The sequence below is a fragment of the Streptomyces niphimycinicus genome, assembly GCF_018883605.1.
GTDB classification, from domain to species: Bacteria; Actinomycetota; Actinomycetes; order Streptomycetales; family Streptomycetaceae; genus Streptomyces; species Streptomyces niphimycinicus.
Window position 1 is genome coordinate 10,739 of the sequence record NZ_JAHLEM010000168.1, and the last position, 18,859, is coordinate 29,597.

Genomic DNA, 18,859 nt, shown 5'->3' on the forward strand with positions numbered 1-18,859 from the left:
ACCAGCGTCAGTCGGCGCCTTACCGAAGGCACCGTCCCGCTCCGTCGCCATCGCGCCCCCCGCGCTCTGTCCTTGTGCCCGCATAGTCCATCACCCACAGGGCTGTTGCTGCCAGCACTTGCCGGCCGGGGGTGTGCTCGGGTGATCTGTCACTGGGTATTTTTGAATACGCGTTGGCGTCACCGTGGGGAGAGTGGATGCGCATCATTCCGAGCGAGATCTCGAGCAGCACCCGGAGCCGGGCCGAGCGGAGTGTGTTCGCGGCGCTCAAGGCGATTCCGGACGAGCAGAGCGTCGCCCTGCACACGGTTCACCTCCCCCAGCACCACAGGAAGCGTGTCGGTGAGATCGACTTCGTTGTCATCATGCCGGACATCCTGCTCTTCATCGAGGTCAAAGGCGGTCGGGTACGCCAGCGCGACGGGAAGTGGTACTACGGTCCGCCCGATCGCGAGGACGGGCCGAAGGAGAGTCCTTTCGCCCAGGCCGGCGGCGGCATGCATGAATTCGAACGCGAGATCGGTGCCCGGGTCGGCGACTTGAGGAACCACGGGGTCCCGAGCGGATACCTCGTGATCACCACCGATATCGACATCCCACGCATGACCGAGTTCGAGCCTCAGCAATATCTCGGCACCACCGCATATGCCGGCGGCCGCGGCCTGGCGCAGGGCATGGATCGAGCGACGCGCTTCTGGCTCACGAGGAACAGGTGGGCCCGCACCCCTGTCCCCGCCGCCCTCCGCACGAAGATGCTCGAGGCCATTCGCCCGGACTTCGACCGTGTGCCCAACCTGCGGTCCCGGCTGACCGATCTCGATGTCGTCTTCGAGCGCCTCACCAACGAACAGTTGGACAGGCTCGACGAGTTGGAGTCCAACGCCCGTCTGATCTGGACCGGTGGCGCGGGAACCGGCAAAACGTTCCTGGCGGCCGAGGCGGCCCGCCGCAAGGCCGCCCACGGTAGTGTCCTGTTCACCTGTGCGAGCACCACGCTGGCCACCCATCTGCGGCGTGTCCTCGACGACGGCGCGATCACCGTCCTGCCCTTCGAACGCCTCGACGAGGTTCAGGGACGCGTCTTCGATCACCTGATCGTGGACGAGGCGCAGGACCTGATGACCTTGGAGAGTCTCGACACCCTGGAGGCTCTGGTCCCGGGCGGCCTCGCCGAGGGGCAATGGACCTTCATGCTGGATCAGAACAACCAGGTACTGACACCGGAGGGTTACGATCCGGACGCCTGGGAGTACCTGCGCCCGCTGGGCACCGTGTACGGTCCCATGAAGCGCAACTGCCGCAATACCGTGCAGATCGTCAACCAGGTCCGCTTGTACACCGGGGCCGACCTGGGCGTCGCCTCCGCGGGTGAGGGCCAGCCGGTCCGCTTCGCCGACGTACGGGACGCCCAGGACGAGGCCACCGTTCTCGATGCCTATGTGAACGAGCTCGTGCGGGAGGGGGTCTCCCCGCGGGACATCACACTGCTGTCCGCTTCCGGCGACTGGGAGGCGAGCTCGGCCCGTCTGTCACAGCGAGCTTCCAAGATCGAACGATTCGCCGACGTCGTCGGCACCGATCGCACGAAGCACCGCCTCACCTGGTCGTCCGTCTCCGACTTCAAGGGTCACGAGAACCACGTCGTGTGTCTGATCGATCTCGAACCCGAACATCTCGGCGGCCGACTCGACGCGCTCTACGTGGCCTGGACCAGGGCCCGCGCCCAGCTCTGGGTCGCCTGTAGGCCCGGCACCCAACAGACATTGAAGGACCTGGGCATGGCCGTACTGAAGAGGCAGGGGCATCTCAAGTGAGCGACGCCGGATCGCGGCTCTCCGCACACCGCGACGAGTTCGTGGCGTACCTCCGCCGGCAGTTGGTCGGCCCGGCCGTCGACGAGTACGAAACCCTCGTCGATCCTCCGGACCGTCGCTACCTCATGGGGACGTTGTATCCGCGCGGGGCCTCCTTGCTGGAGCATTCACAGGAGGACGGCGAACAGCATTTCAACGAGACAGCGGCCGGTGGCGGAGAGGAGGACGGCTTCGCCGACGATCCCGTGGCCGAGGCGAACGCGTGGCTTCCGTCGTCGCTCGGCTTCTCCTTCTTCACCGATGCCCGGAGCATCGAGGTGAGGTGCGAAGCGTCGCGCTACGTCACACATCGCGAAGGTGGTCGGCGCAGTTGGCAACGTCAACCGCGGCTCGCCACGAAGTCGACCATGACCGTGGACGAGAGGTCACCGATTCCCGTTCTGGACGGACACGGTCGTCTCCACGTCCGTTGGCGCCCTTTCGCCGACGGGCATCTCGTCACCTGTGTGCTGGCCAACGCGCATGACGAGGAGGAGAGCCCCCACAAGGACCGGGACCTGATGCTCTTCCAGGTCGGTGTGGAGGCGACAACGATCGAGGGCAGGATCCGGGAGTATCCGAGCACCCGCCTCAACAGCCGCGACCAGGAGGAACAAGAGCTCCGCGTCCAGTACCGGGACGTCGTGACGCGAGCCGTGGGTCATGGCTGCGCCGTCGAATGGGATGACGGGGCCCAGCAGGACAAGGTCACCACAGTGCGAGCACAGGTCATGCCGCGGCAGGTGGTGGCGCACATCAAGCCCGACGGGCCCAAGGACCTTCCGGTCCTCAATCTCAAGCACCTGTCCCGGCCCGAACTCTCGGCGGACGAGCTGCGGGCGGGGCTGGATGCCTTCGTCCTGGGCTATCGCGAGTGGTTCGACACCCAGCGGGCGCAGGCGAAGACCTTGCCCTCCTGGGCTGCCGCACCCGCCGTACGGATCCTCGACCGCGTCAAGACGGCGCTCGGCCGCATGACGTCAGGGGTGGAGGCGCTCACCGCGCCGACTCCGTCGGGAGAGGCGGCACGCGCCGCCTTCCGGCTCGCCAACCGGGCCATGGCGCTTCAGATGCTCCACAGCCGCCGGGAGCTCGCCGGTCGCAGGCGCCGCCGGGGCGGCGACGTACTCGAGCTGACCGAACCCGATGAGGACTACGCCTGGCATCCGTTCCAGCTCGCCTACTTCCTGCTCGTGGTCGAGAGCTTGATGAACCCCGAGCACGAGGACAGGAAGACGGTCGACCTCATCTGGTTCCCCACAGGCGGAGGCAAGACGGAGGCATACCTCCTCACCGCCTGCTTCGAGATCCTCTGGCGTCGCCTGCGGTTCGGCGCCGACGGGGGCGGTACCGCCGTTCTGAGCCGATACACGCTGAGTCTGCTCACCACACAGCAGTTCCAGCGCACGGCGACGGCCATCTGCGCCCTGGAATACATCAGGCGGGGCAACGACGGAGAACTGCCCCACGATCTCGGACAGGAGCCCATCTCCATCGGTCTGTGGGTGGGCAAGGAGACGACGCCGAACAAGATCTCCGACGCGGAGGACGAACTCGCCACCCTGAAGCAGATGAACGAGCCCGACGATCGGTTTCTCCTGGAACGCTGCCCGTGGTGCGGCACCGAGATCGTTCCGGAGCGACCGGGGCAGGACCGGGATTTCGGCATCAAGGCGGATGGCGTCACCACCTGGTTCTTCTGCCCGCGCGACACCTGCTCCTTCCACGAGCGGCTTCCGGTCTCCGTGGTGGACGAGCAGATCTATCAGGAACCCCCGACGTTCGTCCTCGGCACGGTGGACAAATTCGCGAGACTCGCATGGGAGCCCAGGGCGGGCAACCTGTTCGGAAAAGACGGCAGGCGCGCCCCCTCCCTGGTGATCCAGGACGAGCTGCATCTGCTCGCCGGTCCCTTGGGCACGACGGTCGGCCTGTACGAGACCGCCATCCTCGAACTCTGCGCCTGGCGCGGAACCGTGCCGAAGGTCATCGCGTCGACAGCGACCATCCGGCGTTCCCAGGACCAGATCCGCGGCCTTTACGGCCGGCCCGCGCAGCTCTTCCCTCCGTCGGGGCTCACGGCGGGCCAGTCGTACTTCGCCTCGCCGGACGAGGACAAACCGGGGCGACTGTACGTGGGCGTCATGGCTCAGGGGCACACCGCCTCGACCTCGACGGTCCACGTGGGTGCCGCGGCCTTGCAGGCGCCCAAGGACATCTGCGAGGACGACACCCTCCGCGACGCGTACTGGACCACGGTCGCCTACCACAACAGCCTGCGGGAACTCGGTCGAACCGTCACGATCGCCCGGGACGACATCCCCGCACGTCTCGAACATCTGACGAAGGACGCCACGCGGCGTCGCAGGCTCGACGACGACTCGGTGGTCGAGCTCACCAGCAACATCCCACGCGCCGCTCAGCCACGACTGCTCGAGCGCCTGGGCAAGAACTTCGACGAAAGCGGCAGCGTTTCCTTCCTCGCCACGACCAACATGCTCTCCGTGGGGGTCGACGTGCCGAGGCTCGGCCTCATGGTCATGAACGGGCAGCCCAAGACGACCTCCGAATACATCCAGGCCACCAGCCGCGTCGGCCGTCGTGATGTACCAGGTCTGATCGTCACGCTCTTCCGCTCGACCAAACCACGCGACCGATCCCACTACGAGTCGTTCGGGGTCTACCACCGCGCGCTCTACCGGCACGTGGAACCCACCAGCGTCACACCGTGGTCGTTGCCCTCGCGCAAGCGCGCCCTGCACGCGGTGCTCACCATTCTCGTCCGGCACGGTCTCGGCCTGAAGGCGGAGGACAAAGCGGGCGACTTCGTCGACCATACGGAGGGAGTCGAGCGGATCCGTGACCTCATCGTGGATCACGTGCGACGGGCCGACCCCGAGGAAGCCGATGCCGCGTCGGAAGAGCTCGACCATTTGATCGAGACCTGGCAGCAGGAGGCTCGGAGTGCGCGTGGCGAGGGCGGCCGCCTCTATTACCAGTCCCAGGGACGGTCGTACACGGCGCTCCTGACCGACTTCGGCAAGCAGGGCGGCAGATGGGAGACGGCCCAGTCGATGCGCAATGTCGACCGCGAGTGCGTCGTCCGTGTGAAGGGAACGTGAGAGCAGTGAAGGACATTCGCCGTAAAGTCCGCAGGGCACAAACCATCGTCCCCTTCGGTGTCGGGGGAATTCTCGACCTCCGGGGCGAATCGTTCGTGGCCGCCGATACCCGGAGTTGGGCCGCGAGCGCCGAACGGGTGGAATCGCCGCGGCTCGCGAGGAAATTGGGAGTTCAGGAACTCCGCTCGGCCCCCGTCATTCCGTCCGGAAAGGCGGCGTACGCGAGCCGTATCGGCCCCACGTACGTCCGATTCCCCAAGTGGCTCTTCTGCCCTCAGTGCAGGAACATGCTGCACTGGAACCCAGATCATGAGGTACGGGACAGACAACCTGCCTGTGGGCGTTGTCCGGGAAGGCCGCAGTTGGCCCCCATGCGTTTCATCCAGGTATGCAGAGCGGGCCATATGGCCGACATCGATTGGCATCGATGGGCCCATTCCAGGAGCGAGGACCATTCCCAGCGGCAATGCCAGGCATACCGACTCCGGTTCCTCGCCACTCCGGAATCCTCCGGCCTGGAAGCTCTGCGCGTCGTCTGCGCCGTCTGCCCGGCGAGTCGCAATCTGGCGGGGATCAGTCAGAAGAACATCCTCGTGCAGACAGGCCTGCGCTGTCCGGGAACCCACCCATGGGACTCCGAAGACGATGAGGCGGATCCCTGCGAGGAAAAGCCGCAGGCGGTACAGCGCGGTGCCTCCAACGTGTACTTTCCGATCACACACTCGGCGATCGATATTCCCGCTCCCGCCGGTCTGTCCGAAGACGACGAATCAGCCCAGAAGGTCGTCAACCATTCTCTCTGGTCGTACTTCAGGGATGCGGACGGCGGCCCGGTCTCCGATAACCTGAGAGCCGTGATCGCCCTTCAGTGCGGCGTCGCGGAGGAGTTCGTTGAAGCTGTGCGACGTCGCCATACCGCCGAAGTTGCCCCGGTGCCAAATGCTGCCGACTCCGATGATGACCTCAGCATCGCCGAATGGGCGGCCTTCTCCGAACCGGAGTCCGTCACCAATTCGAAGACGTTTTCCGTGCGCCGTACCGACCTGGGAATTCGCCCCGACGATCCGGAATCCCTACGGGAGCTGGATGCGGGCATCTCCGCGGTCGTCGTCGCGGATCGGGTGCGCGAAGTGCGCGCACTCGAAGGTTTCTCGCGGTACGAGCCCAGCTCGGGCGACGGCGAAGAGGGTGAGGGAGGTCGTGTCGTGTCGGTCAACACACACGCCCGAGCCTCATGGCTGCCCGCCGTGGAGACATACGGTGAAGGCATCTTCATCGCCGTCGACGAAGAACGTGTGAGCGCCTGGGAGCAACATCCATTGGTGCGCGACTGGACGCGACGCATAGAGGGCAACCTGGGCGCGTCGTTCAAGGCCGACCGGCTGAGAGGCAAGACGGGCCCTGAGCTTCTGCCACGCTTCGTGATGCTGCACACCCTGGCCCATCATTTCATCCGCCAACTCTCCTATGACAGCGGGTACAACGCGGCTTCCCTACGAGAACGTGTCTACGCCCGAAGCCACGTCCCGGGCAGCGATCTGCCGCCCCAGGCCGGCGTGTTCGTCTACACGGCGGCCGGGGACGCGGAAGGAACGCTGGGTGGCCTCGTCCGCCAAGGGCAACCGCCAAACCTCGCGGAGACGCTCATCAGGCTGCTCGAATCGGCGCAATGGTGCTCGCAGGACCCTCTGTGCGCCGACTCCACCGGCAGGTCTCTGGCCAACCTCAACCGCGCCGCCTGCCATGCGTGCACGCTGCTACCGGAGACATGCTGCGAGATCGAAAATTCTCTTCTGGACAGGACATTGTTGATCGGTGAAGGTGATGTCCCCGGATTCTTCCGGGAGGTCCTCCGGGCCGCCATCGAGGAGTCGGCCGGAGCCATCGATCTGTCATGAGGATTCCTTCCCTCCTCGATCTCGAGACCGAGCAGCACGCCGTCGTCGACCTTCCGTTCCATGGCAGCCACGTGATCACAGGAGCGCCCGGTTCCGGAAAAACCGTGATGGCCGTCTATCGCGCCTGGGCACTGGCGACCGCCGGCCGCGACGTCACACTTCTCACTCGTTCCCAACCGCTGCGTCAATACCTCGCGCAGATGGCGCCCGACCTCACGGAAGCTCTTCGCGTCACCACCTATCACTCGTGGGTCAGAGGTTTCTGGCGCGGGCGATTCGAGACCGATCCCCCACAGGCCGACGACGAGGGATGGTGTTACGACTGGACCGATATGCAGCGGGACTGTGTCCTGGAGGGAGTCAGGCCGACCGCGCATCTGGTGATCGACGAGGGCCAGAATCTGCCCGTCGGCTTCTATCGGCTGTGCCGCGTACTCGGTGTCGGCGTCACCGTTTTCGCGGATGAGAACCAGCGGATCGGCGACGAGGAGAGCAGCGTGTCCGAGATATGTCGGTATCTCGGCGTACAGGCCGATCCGCTCGCGCTGCGGGAGAACCGCCGGAACAGTCGGGAAATCGCGATGCTGGCCTCCGAGTTCCGCACGAAGAACCGGGAGGAGACTCTCGTCCCGACGCGCGCCGGCCGTATCCCCACCATCCTGAAAGTGCCCTCCTTGGGGTACCTCCTCACGGGAATATCTCGGTACTTCAGCGCACATCCGGAGCGAAGTATCGGAATCGTCTGCCGATCGACTCGTTTGGTGCGGGATGTCCAGAGCCAACTCGCGCGTCTGGGGCTCGCGAAGCACACCCAGGCCTACGTGTACGGCGATCCGCACCGGAACACCGTCGATTTCACATCGCAGCCCATCCGGATCGTGAGCACTGCCACCATGAAGGGTTTGGAGTTCGACAGCGTCTTCGTGCCGGACCTGGACGCGTACACGGAGGACCCGACCAGTGTGGAGGCGCGTCTCCGCCTCCTCGTGCTGTGCACTCGTGCACGCGAGGATCTCCACTTCGCTCACCGCGGTCCTCATGAGCCCGCCATCCTGTCGAACATCCCGGAATCCTTGTTGGCTCGCCACGCCGGCTGACCAACCGGCTGACCAAGAGGGTCGGCAACGCGGTGCCCGTCTCCGTCCCCAACGCCGTCGAATCGGGCAGGGGCAACGAACGACGCGGGGCCTTCCGGGCGCCGATCGTTGGTCTTGCGCATATGCGGTCTTGCGCATATGCGGGCACCCGCGTCCTTGGCGGTCTGGGTGCCCGCAGGAGGGCGACTCAGCGCAGGGCGCTGAGCTTTTGCCAGGACGGGTAGGAGAGGTTCCAGTCGCCGAAGCCGTTGCCTGTGGAGACCGTGGCGCGGGTGGAGCCGGTGATTTCGACGATGTCGCCTCGGGTGGCGCGGTTGTAGAACCACTTGCCGTCGGCGAGGGACATGCCGACGCAGCCGTGGCTCATGTTGCTCTGGCCGAAGTAGCCGAGGCCCTCGTTCCAGGGGGCGGCGTGGGCGTAGGTGCCCGAGGTGGTGAGGTGGACGGCCCAGGGGACGTCCTTGTTGTAGGGGTCGGCTATGCCGACGGACTCGCTGGTCATATTGACCATGGGGGCCTTGTCGAGGACGACCATGGTGCCGTTCCAGGTGGGGTAGGAGGGCTGGCCGGCGGATATCGGGATGGTCTTCTGCTTCTGGCCGTTCTCGTAGACGGTCATCGTGTGCTTCTTGATGTCGACCTTGGAGATGCGGGGCGTGCCGATGGTGAAGGTCGTCGAGACATCGCGGCGGAGGTAGCGGGAGTCGCCGGTGTTCACGCCGCTGAGGTGGGCTCGGAGGGTGACCTTGGTGTCCTTGTGCCAGTAGGACTTGGGGCGCCAGTCGACGCGCTCGATGCCGGTGAGGGGGTCCTTGGCCCAGCCCCAGGAGCCTTCGGTCTTGGGACTGGTGGAGATGGAGAGGGTGCGCTCCACCGCTGCCTTGTTCTGGACCGGGTGGTCGAAGGCGAGGGAGACCGGCTGGCCTACGCCGACGGTCGAGCCCTTGGAAGGGGTGACCGTGACGCCGTTGGTCTGCTGGGCGGCGCGGGTGCGGAAGGTGGAGTGCTGGACGGCGGACTTGCCGGCGGCGTTGGTGGCCGTGGCCTCGACGGTGTAGGTCGTGCCCGGGGTCATGGTGCGGTTGGAGCGCCAACTGCTCTTGGAGTGGGAGAGGGCGCCGGTCACCGTGGCGGCCTGGGAACCGGCGCCGTCCGGGACGACGCGGACCTTGGTGAGGGTGCCGTGGGAGGCGGCCACCTTGACCGTGGCGTCGGGGGCTATGGCCGCCGAGTCGCTGCTCGGGGTGATCGTGATCCGGGCGGGCTTGGCGTCGGCCGGGTCCACCGAGGCGGTTTTCGATGCCGACTGGCAGCCGGCGAGCAGGGCGACGGCGATGGCGGGCACCGTGAGGGTGCGCAGGGAACGGACGGAGAGCACAGAGAACCTCTTGCGGGAGTTGTGAGCGGCGGTGGGCGGGGAGGAGTGGGTCAGCAACGCCTCTTCGCCTCCTCGGGGTTGTTCCGGTACGGGCCGGGGGAGGCGGTGGCGGTGGGATCGAGGCGCCAGAGCGCGACCGATACGCAGTAGGCGGAGGGACCGTCGGTGTAGTCGCCGGACGGGGTGCCGATGCTCTCGGCCTGGAGCACCCCGACCCGGGTGCCCGAGCGCATCAGGACCACGTGGGCGTCGTGCGGTGCGCGGGGCGAGTGCCAGCCGTAGGTCATGGTGGTCGGCCGGCCGACCGCGGTCTTGCTCGACGACGGTGTGTCCACGGTCTTGGGGCGGGCACAGCGGTCCTTCAGCGTCTCCTCGAGGGAGGTGAAGACCTTCGCGGCCTCGCCGTCGCTCGCATAGGCGTTGATGGTGTGGCGCGCCTGCTCCGTCGCGCGGCCCTGATAGTCGCGGGTGCGCTGGGTGAGGGGGCGTGGACCGTCGAGGCGGCAACTGGGGGAGAGGTCGAGCAGCGGTGCCCGGCCACCGTCGGCGGAGCCGATGGCGGCGTCGACCGTCTTCCAGTGCATCATCGCGTCGAAGGGGAGTGCCGAGGGGCGAAGGAGGGCGCTCGTGGGGATCTGGGCTCCCGGGACGCGGTCCGTTCGTGGGGCGGGCGGGGCCGCCGGGAGCGTACGGGAGGAGTCGTCGCCCGGCAGCAGCCGCCAGGAGCCCGCGGTGACGGCGGCCACCGCGAGGACGGCCGCGGCGGTGATCGCCGTGCGCTGCCGTGCGCGGCGCCGACGGCCCCGCGCACGCACGGCTTCCGGGCCCGCCAGACGTATGGAGGGCTCGATGTCTCGGGCGATATCGCGCAGGCGCTCGTCCAGCTCAGCCATGGGAGGGCACCTCCTTCGGGTGGCAGGTGGGCGGATGGGGCGCCGGTGCCTCGGCGTTGACGTTGGCGTTGGCGACGGCGCCGGTATCCCCGTCGGCGAGATGGGAGCCGAGGGCCTTGCGGGCGCGGCTCAGCCGGGTGCGCACGGCGCCGGAGGAGACGCCCGTCTCCCTGGCCACCTGCTCAATGGGCAGATCGAGAAGGTGGTGCAGGACCACGGCCGTACGCTGCTCGGGCTTCAGCCCGCGCAGGGCCTGGATCAGCGCCACCCGGTCCGGGGCGAGATCGGGCAGATCGGGGGGCGGGCCATGGCGGAAGTGGGCCCGCATGCGGTTACGGGCGCGGCGCCAGGAGCTGACGGCGAGGCGCAGGGCGACGGTGCGGACCCAGGGCGTGGGATCGCCCTCGGCGGTCAGCCGGTCCCAGCGCTGCCACGCGCGGGCATACGCCTCCTGCACCGCGTCCTCGGCCTCGGCGAGATCGCCCGTCGCCGCGTAGACCGCGGCCACGAGCCGCTTCGCCGTGACCGTATAGAACTGGTCGAAATCGGATGGTGTAGATGAAGTTGATGGTTCCGACATGAATCCCCCGCGCCCCCACGTGCTCCCCGCTTCTATGTAGGAACACGTCCGAAAGGGGCGGGAGGTTACAGACGACTTTCGGGTCCGCCGGGTCCGTACGGCACGGGGGAGGTGTGGGGCGTCGCCGAGTTCGCGGGCGGCTGCGGGGTCCGCGGCGGCTGCGGGCCGTGCGGCGGAGGAGCGCCCCACGGGGCGTAGGTGGGCTGGGCCCCGTACTGCGGCTGGGCCCCGTAGCCGTATCCGTAACCGGGCCCGGGGCCGCCGTAGCCGTAGCCCTGGCCGTTTCCGTGGTCATACGCGGAGCCGCCGCCGTACGGCCCGGCGGGCCAGAACGGTGCGGGCATCGTGCCCGGGGCCGGTCGGGGTGCCCGGCGGGGCCGGGGGAGCGGCACCGACAGCGCCGCGTGGGCCAGGGCGGGCTGGGCGGTCTCCCGCCGCTCCCACAGACGGTCCAGCAGCTCCTTCTCGTGGGTGGTGAAATCCGGGCCGGCCGTGCCGCGGTACGCCCGGCGGCGGAGGAAGGCGAGTGAGGTCGCGAAGGCGGTGTACTCGCCGACCGTACGGGCCGCCGCGGCGCCATGGGTACGGCGGGCGAGGTCGCGGGCGATACCGCGGGCGCGCATCGAGGACAGGGCGAGGGGCTCGGGCGGGGTGAGCCAGCCGGCGGCCTGGTAGGCGGCGAGCTGCTCCCGTATGGTGCGCAGCTCCTTGCCGCGGGACCAGAGCGTCAGCCAGGTCAGCAGCCCGAACATCGGGACCATGAACAGGGCGTAGACGATGAGGAAGCCGTAGCCGCCGAGGGTCGCCGAGCCGTTCCAGACGCCGTGCAGGACCATCGCGGTGAGCAGCATCGCGATCGGTATGAGGACGCGGCGGACGCGCTGATGCCGCGCCGCCGCGGCGGCTATGCCGAAGCCCACCCCCGTCATCGCGGTGAACAGGGGGTGTGCGAAGGGGGACATCACGGCGCGGATGAAGAAGGTCGCGGCCGTGGTCGACCGGATGCCGGAGTAGCCGAGCGTCTGGTCGCTGACGAAGGCCGAGCCGAGATAGAGGATGTTCTCGGTGAAGGCGAAACCGGTGGCGGTGATTCCGGCGACGACGACCCCGTCGACCAGCCCGTTGAAGTCTCGGCGGCGGAAGAGGAAGAGCAGCAGGACGGCGGCCGCCTTGGCGCTCTCCTCCACGAACGGCGCGATGAAGGTGGCGCCCCAGGCGTCGGCGTCGGCCTGGCCGGTCGGGGACGAGGAGTCCACGGTGGTCATGAGCCACTCGGTGGCGAAGCCGTTGGCGATCAGCGCGACCAGGGTCGCGGCGCACGCTCCCCAGGCGAAGGCGAACACAAGGTTTCGCCAGGGCTTGGGGTCGACGCGGTCCAGCCACCGGAAGACCGCGATGATCAGCGGCACGGGCAGCACGGCGAGGCCGAGCCCCACCAGGAAGCCCTTGGTGCCCGTCTGTTCGCGCACCAGCGCCAGGATGATCAGGCCGGAGAGCGAGAGCAGACCGGTGAGCGCGGTGGCCCGCAGCGCCTTGTTGTGCCAGACGCGGGCGAGACGGCCCCGCGGCCCCCACAGGCCCTGGCGGGGCGGCTGCGGCCAGCTCGCCGGTGCGGCGCCGGTGCCGAACCACGGGTGCTGGTCGCCGTATGGGTGCTGGTCGCCGTATGGGTGCTGGTCACCGTAAGGAGCGCCGTAGGGAGTGCCGTGCGGTGCTGCGCTCTGGGGTGCGCCCGGCGCGGTGCGGTGCCGTGTGCCGTGCGTCGCCTCGTACGGGCCGCCCTGGGGTGCCTCGGTTGGGCCGCCCTGCGGTGCCGCGTGCAGGCCGCCCTGGGGTGCCTCGTACGGCGCTCCGTACGGAGCCTGGTGCGGTACGCCACGCGGAGCCTCGTGGAGCGCTCCGTACGGAGCCTCGTGCGGCGGCGTGACCGGTGGTTCGGGCGGCTCTTGCGGGGGCGGGGACTGATGCACTCAACCGACCCTAACGAAAGGGGGAAGGGGGACTCAGGGTTTATGCCCATCCCCTTGGGGTCACTATGTGTCGTTGCGGCGGAAGATCAGGTCATGGACGAGGTGCCCCTTGTCCAGCCCCTGGCTCTCGAACTTGGTGAGCGGCCGGAAGTCCGGACGCGGGGCATAGCCGCCGTCGGGCTGGGAGTTGTCGAAGGCGGGGCTCGCGGAGAGGACCTCCAGCATCTGCTCCGCGTACGGCTCCCAGTCGGTCGCGCAGTGCAGCAGTGCGCCGGGCTTCATCCGGGTGGCGGCGAGTTCGATGAACTCGGGCTGGATGAGGCGGCGCTTGTGGTGCCGCTTCTTGGGCCAGGGGTCGGGGAAGAAGACCCGCAGCCCGGCGAGCGAGGCGGGGGCCAGCATCTCGCGGAGCAGGATGATCGCGTCGCCGTTGGCGACCCGGATGGTGTCCAGGCCGTTCCGCTCCGCGAGCGCGAGCAGATTGCCCTGGCCGGGAGTGTGGACGTCGGCGGCGAGGATGCCCGTGCCGGGGTCGGTGGCGGCCATCTGCGCGGTGGCCTCACCCATGCCGAAGCCGATCTCCAGGACGATGGGGAGGTCGGGGCGCGGGCCTGCCTCTGTGGCGAACAACTCACCGAGGTCGATACGGCTCAGCCCGTCGATATCCAGGCCCCACTGTGGCCACAGGCGGCGCAGCGCCTCGCCCTGGCCCGGGGTCACCCGGCCGCGGCGGGGGCGGAAGGAGCGGATGCGGCGCTCGTGGTGCGAGCCCGCCGGATCGGCCACGGGACCGCCGGGGAACATCGGCTCGCTGCGGTCACGGGGGGCGGGCAGGGCGCGCTCCACGTGGGAATCGGGGGTGGTGGGGTTCTTGGACACAGTGCCTCGATTCTACGGGCGGAGCCGGGGAGGGCGGCGGGGCCGGTGCGATGCCCCCGGTGGCGGGGGCACCTGGGGCTGGTCCGCGGTGGCTGCTGCCCGGCCGGTCGGGGCGGCGGGACGGGTAGCCGGGCCCGTGGGCAGTCCAAGACGGTGGTCAGCCGGATTCATGGTCAGCCGGGCAGTGGGCGGTCAGGTCGGTCGTGCGGCCTGGGCGAGGGTGGCCTGCGGGGCTGGGCCCGTGGCTCGCTGCGAGAACTCGGTCCGTACCTCGCGGTGAGGCTCGGCCCGTACCCCGCTGCGAGAGTTCGGCCCTACCCCGCGGCCAGGGCTCGGCCCTACCCCGCGGCGAGAGCTCGCCCCTACCCCGCGGCCGGGGCTCGGCCCGGGCCTTACGCCAAGAGCTCGGCCCGTAGCTTCGCGCCGACCTTCGCACCGAGGCTCGCCCACATCTCGGCAGCGGCGCCCGGCCCGGTCTCGGCCGCCGGGCCCGGCCCGGCTAGGACCCCGACCCCGCCCTCAGCCGCCCCCCCTCACCCCGCCCGCAGGGTCTCCAGCACTCGGCGGGCGATCTCCCGGCCGATCGGCAGTGAGGCCGTGGCCGCGGGCGACGGGGCGTTGAGCACATGGACGATCCGGGGCGACTGTGAGATCAGGAAGTCGTCCACCAGCGTGCCGTCCGGCAGCACCGCCTGGGCGCGCACGCCCGCCGGGGCCGCTATCAGGTCGTCGGCCGTCACATCGGGCAGCAGACGGCGCACGGCGTCGGTGAAGGCGCGCTTGGACAGGGAGCGCCGCAGCTCACCCGCCCCGTACCGCCAGTGGCGGCGGGCGATCCGCCAGGAGCCCGGGAACGCCAGCGTGCCGGCCAGCTCCTGCGGGCGCACCGTATGCCACGCGTACCCCTCGCGGGCGAGGGCCGGCACCGCGTTGGGCCCGATGTGGACGCCGCCGTCGATGCCGCGGGTCAGATGGACGCCGAGGAACGGGAACGCCGGGTCGGGCACCGGGTACACCAGGCCGTTCACCAGCGAGGCGCGGGAGGGGACCAGCTCGTAGTACTCACCGCGGAAGGGCACGATCCGCATGCCCGGGTCGTCGCCCGCCAGCCGGGCGACGCGGTCGCAGTGCAGCCCCGCGCAGTTGACCAGGGCCCGCGCGCGCAGCACCGTGCCGTCGGCCGTGCGCACCGCGACCGCGGAGGGGCGACGGCCGATGGTGCGCACCTGCGCCCCGTACCGCACCGAGGCGCCCGCGTCCTGGGCGAGCCGGGCCAGCCGGGCCGCCACCGCGCCGAAGTCGCAGACGCCCGTCGTGCCGACATGGATCGCGGCGAGGCCGCGCACCCATGGTTCGTACTCCGCGATCTGGGCGGGGCCCAGCTCGCGGACCGGAATGCCGTTCTCCCTGCCGCGCTGGACGAGGCCGTGGAGCCTCGGCAGCTCGGAGCGCTCGGTGGCGACGATGAGCTTGCCGGTGACCTCGTGCGGAATGCCGTGTTCGGCGCAGAACTTCACCATCTCCGCTGCGCCGCGCACCGCGAACCGCGCCTTGAGCGACCCCGGGCGGTAGTAGATACCGCTGTGGATCACGCCGCTGTTGCGCCCGGTCTGGTGGCGGGCCGGGCCCGCCTCCTTCTCGAGCACGGTCACGCGGGTGCCGGGCGCGGCGCGCGTGATCGCATACGCCGTCGACATGCCGACGATCCCGCCCCCGATCACCAGCACATCGCAGTCCAACGCCGTCACGCCATGTCACCTCCCCACGCGCCACACCGTCCAGTCGCCCGACCGTCGATCCCTATCATGACCTGCACCACTGACAACGGCCCGAAACCCTTGCCATGACTAGGGTCCGGGCTAGGTCCACCGGTCATATGGATCGATTCATGCCGAGTCGCGCATTCCGGTCGACGCGCATTCGAATCGCGCATTACGGGCAGCTCTCGCCTCACTACTCATCCCGGGCCGATCACACCCTTCGGTCCGGGCCGGCCGCGTCTCCTCCCGCACCGAGGGCCGCTCACGCCGGGGCCACCAGCAGCGGCCGGGCCTGCTCCCGCAGCTCGGCGACGCGCGGCTCGTCGCGGTACGCCTCGAGGCGGCGCATCAGGTCGCGTACGTACTCCGTGGTGCGCGCGGACGAGATCCGGTTGGCGACCTCCACGGCGCGGGCGCCCGCCGCGCAGGCCGCGTCCAGATTGCCGGACTCCAGTTCGGCGACGGCGGACACCACGAGCCGCAGCCCGTGCGACCGTACGAACTCCTCCGTGGGCCGGGCCAGCGCCTGCTCGGTGAAGCGCCGCACCTGGCGCGGCAGCCGGAGATCGCGATAGCACTCGGCCGCGTCGGCCGCGAACCGCTCATGGCTGTAGAAGTCGAGCCAGGACGGATCGGGGTCGCCCGCCCGCGAGCGCTCCAGCCAGCCCTCTGAGGACTTCAGGGCGGCCCCGCAGGCGGGCCCGTCCCCGGATTTGGCCTGGGCGCGCGCCTCCACGAGCCGGAAGAAGCTCATGGTGCGGGCGGTGGCCAGGCCGCGGTTGCGCTCCAGGGCGGCCTGGGCCAGGTCCACGCCCTCGTCGGCGAAGCCCCGGTAGGTGGCCTGGAGACTCATCGACGCCAGCACATAGCCGCCCAGGGGGACATCGGCGGCGGCGCGGGCGAGGCGCAGCGCCTGGATGTAGTACCGCTGCGCGGCCTCCTGTTGGCCGGTGTCGAAGGCCATCCACCCGGCGAGCCGGGTCAGTTCGGCGGTGGCGCCGAAGAGGGAACGGCCGACCTCGTCGCTGTACGAGCCGAGCAGCAGGGGCGCCGCGTCCACCCGGAGGCACTCGGGAACCATGGACGAACGCCAGTCGCCGCCGCCGTACTTGGAGTCCCAGCGACGGGCGTCCTCGGCGGCCTCGCGCAGCTTGGTGACGTCGCTGTGGCCGACGCGTTGCAGCGGTAGGGCGTCCGCCGCCGCCCCGCCCGCGGTGCTGGCGGTGGTGGTCCCGTCCTCGGTGTCCTTGGGCTCACGGGCCACCGAGCTGTCGGCCGGAGATATGAGCCAGCGTGAGGCCGGGGTGGCATACGCGCTTACTGAGAAAGATCCGGCCAGGCTCTGCCAGATGCCGACCCCGCCGCGCCGACCCGCGAGATCCAGCCGGTAGAGCTCGGTCGCGGAGCGGACGGCCTGGCCGATGTCGCGCGGGAAGGCAAGACCGACCTCGGGGGCCGGATCGGCATCGGCCAGGCCGATTTCGTGCAGGGGGACGGGACGGCCGAGTTTGCTGCCGATCGCAGCCGCAATGAGGTGTGGCGCGGCGCCCTGGGGGACCATGCCCTTGGACACCCAGCGCGCGACGGACGTCTTGTCGTAGCGAAGTGTCAGGCCACGCTGGGCGCCGAGGTCGTTGACTCTGCGCGCGAGCCCGGCATTGCTGATCCCAGCGAGGGCGAGAACGGTGCCGAGCTTTTCGTTCGGCCCGCGTGGCTCCCTGGACATGCGCACCCCTCGACAGCACCGACGGCCGCCCCGGCATAAGCGCGGGGCATTCGTAAACCCAGCGTAGTTCGCCGCATCCCGACCGTTAAGAGGTGGTGTCCCGGATGGCGAGATTCTTGTACGAACGGGCGTGCGGGGCGTGACGTGTGCTCCCGGTGTGTGTGGCTGTGCGCCCGTGTGTGCGCTCTGTCTCAGTCGCGGCGGGGACGTTTCGATAGGTCCTGCGTGGGTCGGCCCGCTGTACTGGATCCAGTGGGCTGGGGGACGCCGCCGCCTCATTCCCCGCGGGTGGCGGAACGGTCCGGGAGGCGAATGCCGCCTCCCGGACTGTCGTGTCAGGGGCGCGGGAGGCGGAAGTTGGGTACCTACAGGGCGTCCGCAAGACCACCGAGAGCGCCACGGCAACTTGGCTGAATATCGCCCATCACGGCCGGGCTCCCGCGTCGGGCCGAGGAGGGGGAGGCCCGACGCGGGAAGTCCTCATCCGCCCGGATCGCGCAGAGATTCCGCCCATGGCGGTGCGCCATGCAGCACATGCCGCGGATACCCCGGTGCGCGGCGGACGCCGCGGCGCCGACGGTAAGTCCCTCATCTGGCCCGCGGGTTGGCGCATTTTCCGTGCGCCCCTTCGTGCGCCCCTTGTGCGCCGCTCCGCATATGCGTCGATGCCCTTGCGCTCTTGCGTGCCCCAGCCGTGGCAGCATGGGCCACGGCGGAACGGTGGGTCGCTACCGGCGGTGGTTCCCTCGTGGGCTCCTTACGGGTGCCTTTCTGGGAGGCGTCACCTACTGGGATCAACTCTGCGATTTCTGCGATCATCTGTGGTCACAGGACATCCAGGAGATCCATGTTGTTGTCCGGTTCGATGCCGAAACCGTCAACATGCTGTGCATGATGGCACCTACTTCTTGGTTGCCCTGGATGCCCACAGCCTGTGGAGGCGGCGATGCGGTGGTTGGTGGGGTGGAGCAGTACCGCATCCGGCCCGGTCCCCCCGGAGGGCCGTGCGATCCAGCCGGTCGGCGCCCAACTCCTGTGGTCCGACCCCGATCCACTGTGGGCGGTCGGCGACTGGCGGCCCGATGAGGTGCGCGTCGTCCAGACCGATCCCTTCACCCGCCTCGCCGTCTTCGGCTGCTGCGGCGCCACCGACGAGGAACTGCGAGTGGGGCTGTTCGCCGCCCGCGGCGGCGCCCTGCGCCATCTGACCGCCTGGTCCGGCAGCTACACCGCGGTCGCCCAGGTCGGCCGCCGCCTCACCATCGTCGGCGACCTCGCGGGCGCCCGGCCCGTCTTCCACACCGACTGGGCCGGCGGCACCGCCTACGCCACGGCCGCGCTCCCGCTCGCCGACCTCATCGAGGCGCAGCTCGACGTCGGCCACCTCGGCGCGCTGCTCGCCTGCCCCGACTCCCCGGAGGCCATGGGCGACGGCACGCCCTATATGGGCGTCAGACGCGTGCCCCCGGGCCATGCGCTGATCCTGCGCGACGGCGCCCGCGACGTCACCGGCTACGAGCCCACCGCGTCCCTCGCCGTCGCCGCGCCCCCACTCGACCAGGGCACTGCCGTGGACGCCGTCCAGGACGCCCTCGTGGAGGCCGTACGGGCCCGGCTCACCGCCCCGCGCCACGCCCCCGAGACCGACGACCTCGACCCCGGTCCGGTGCCCGGCATGGGGCCCGCCGAGCGGCGGGCGGCCC

At 69.5% G+C, this 18,859-nt stretch carries 12 protein-coding genes; 5 read left to right on the forward strand and 7 right to left on the reverse strand.

The window, feature by feature from the left end; genetic code table 11:
• Window positions 1–197 precede the first annotated feature (197 nt).
• Genes KN815_RS16605 through KN815_RS16620 form a run of 4 tightly spaced genes read left to right on the forward strand, consistent with a single transcriptional unit; the run spans window position 198 to window position 7,970 of the window.
• Entirely contained in the window at window positions 198–1,814 is a 1,617-nt protein-coding gene (locus tag KN815_RS16605; protein ID WP_216342706.1) for an NERD domain-containing protein, read from the forward strand.
• Window positions 1,811–4,975 carry a helicase-related protein gene (locus KN815_RS16610; RefSeq protein WP_216342707.1) on the forward strand — a complete coding sequence of 1,055 codons (3,165 nt, stop codon included), beginning with the start codon at window positions 1,811–1,813 and terminating at the stop codon, window positions 4,973–4,975. Before KN815_RS16605 ends, KN815_RS16610 begins: the two co-directional genes overlap by 4 nt.
• On the forward strand, window positions 4,909–6,873 hold the full coding sequence (gene drmB / locus KN815_RS16615; protein ID WP_253209018.1) for a DrmB family protein: 1,965 nt from the start codon (window positions 4,909–4,911) through the stop codon (window positions 6,871–6,873). Before KN815_RS16610 ends, drmB begins: the two co-directional genes overlap by 67 nt.
• Window positions 6,870–7,970, forward strand: coding sequence for a DEAD/DEAH box helicase (locus KN815_RS16620; protein WP_216342709.1), 1,101 nt, complete (start codon window positions 6,870–6,872; stop codon window positions 7,968–7,970). Before drmB ends, KN815_RS16620 begins: the two co-directional genes overlap by 4 nt.
• A gap of 187 nt (window positions 7,971–8,157) precedes the next feature.
• Here the strand turns inward: KN815_RS16620 and KN815_RS16625 are convergent, their stop codons facing one another.
• The 7 genes from KN815_RS16625 to KN815_RS16655 form a co-directional block, all read right to left on the reverse strand.
• Entirely contained in the window at window positions 8,158–9,405 is a 1,248-nt protein-coding gene (locus KN815_RS16625) for a L,D-transpeptidase (RefSeq protein WP_216342710.1), read from the reverse strand.
• Window positions 9,399–10,241 (reverse strand): hypothetical protein, encoded by an 843-nt coding sequence (locus KN815_RS16630; RefSeq protein ID WP_216342711.1) that lies wholly within the window; start codon window positions 10,239–10,241, stop codon window positions 9,399–9,401. Before KN815_RS16630 ends, KN815_RS16625 begins: the two co-directional genes overlap by 7 nt.
• Entirely contained in the window at window positions 10,234–10,821 is a 588-nt protein-coding gene (locus KN815_RS16635; RefSeq protein ID WP_216342712.1) for a SigE family RNA polymerase sigma factor, read from the reverse strand. Before KN815_RS16635 ends, KN815_RS16630 begins: the two co-directional genes overlap by 8 nt.
• 65 nt (window positions 10,822–10,886) lie before the next feature.
• Entirely contained in the window at window positions 10,887–12,398 is a 1,512-nt protein-coding gene (locus KN815_RS16640; RefSeq protein ID WP_443732324.1) for a PrsW family intramembrane metalloprotease, read from the reverse strand.
• Between the two features lie 456 nt (window positions 12,399–12,854).
• Window positions 12,855–13,670: a tRNA (guanosine(46)-N7)-methyltransferase TrmB gene (gene trmB, locus KN815_RS16645; RefSeq protein ID WP_216342713.1), complete on the reverse strand. Its 816-nt coding sequence runs from the start codon at window positions 13,668–13,670 to the stop codon at window positions 12,855–12,857.
• 533 nt (window positions 13,671–14,203) lie between these two features.
• Window positions 14,204–15,418 carry an L-2-hydroxyglutarate dehydrogenase gene (gene lhgD, locus KN815_RS16650; RefSeq protein ID WP_216342714.1) on the reverse strand — a complete coding sequence of 405 codons (1,215 nt, stop codon included), beginning with the start codon at window positions 15,416–15,418 and terminating at the stop codon, window positions 14,204–14,206.
• Between the two features lie 274 nt (window positions 15,419–15,692).
• A complete protein-coding gene (locus KN815_RS16655; protein ID WP_216342715.1) occupies window positions 15,693–17,156 on the reverse strand; it encodes an NsdA family TPR-like regulatory protein in 1,464 nt (487 codons plus the stop codon).
• 946 nt (window positions 17,157–18,102) lie between these two features.
• On the opposite strand from KN815_RS16655, the gene KN815_RS16660 reads away from it, so the two are divergent.
• On the forward strand, window positions 18,103–18,859 hold a 757-nt coding region (locus KN815_RS16660; protein WP_507229903.1), incomplete at its 3' end, for a macrolactam cyclase family protein.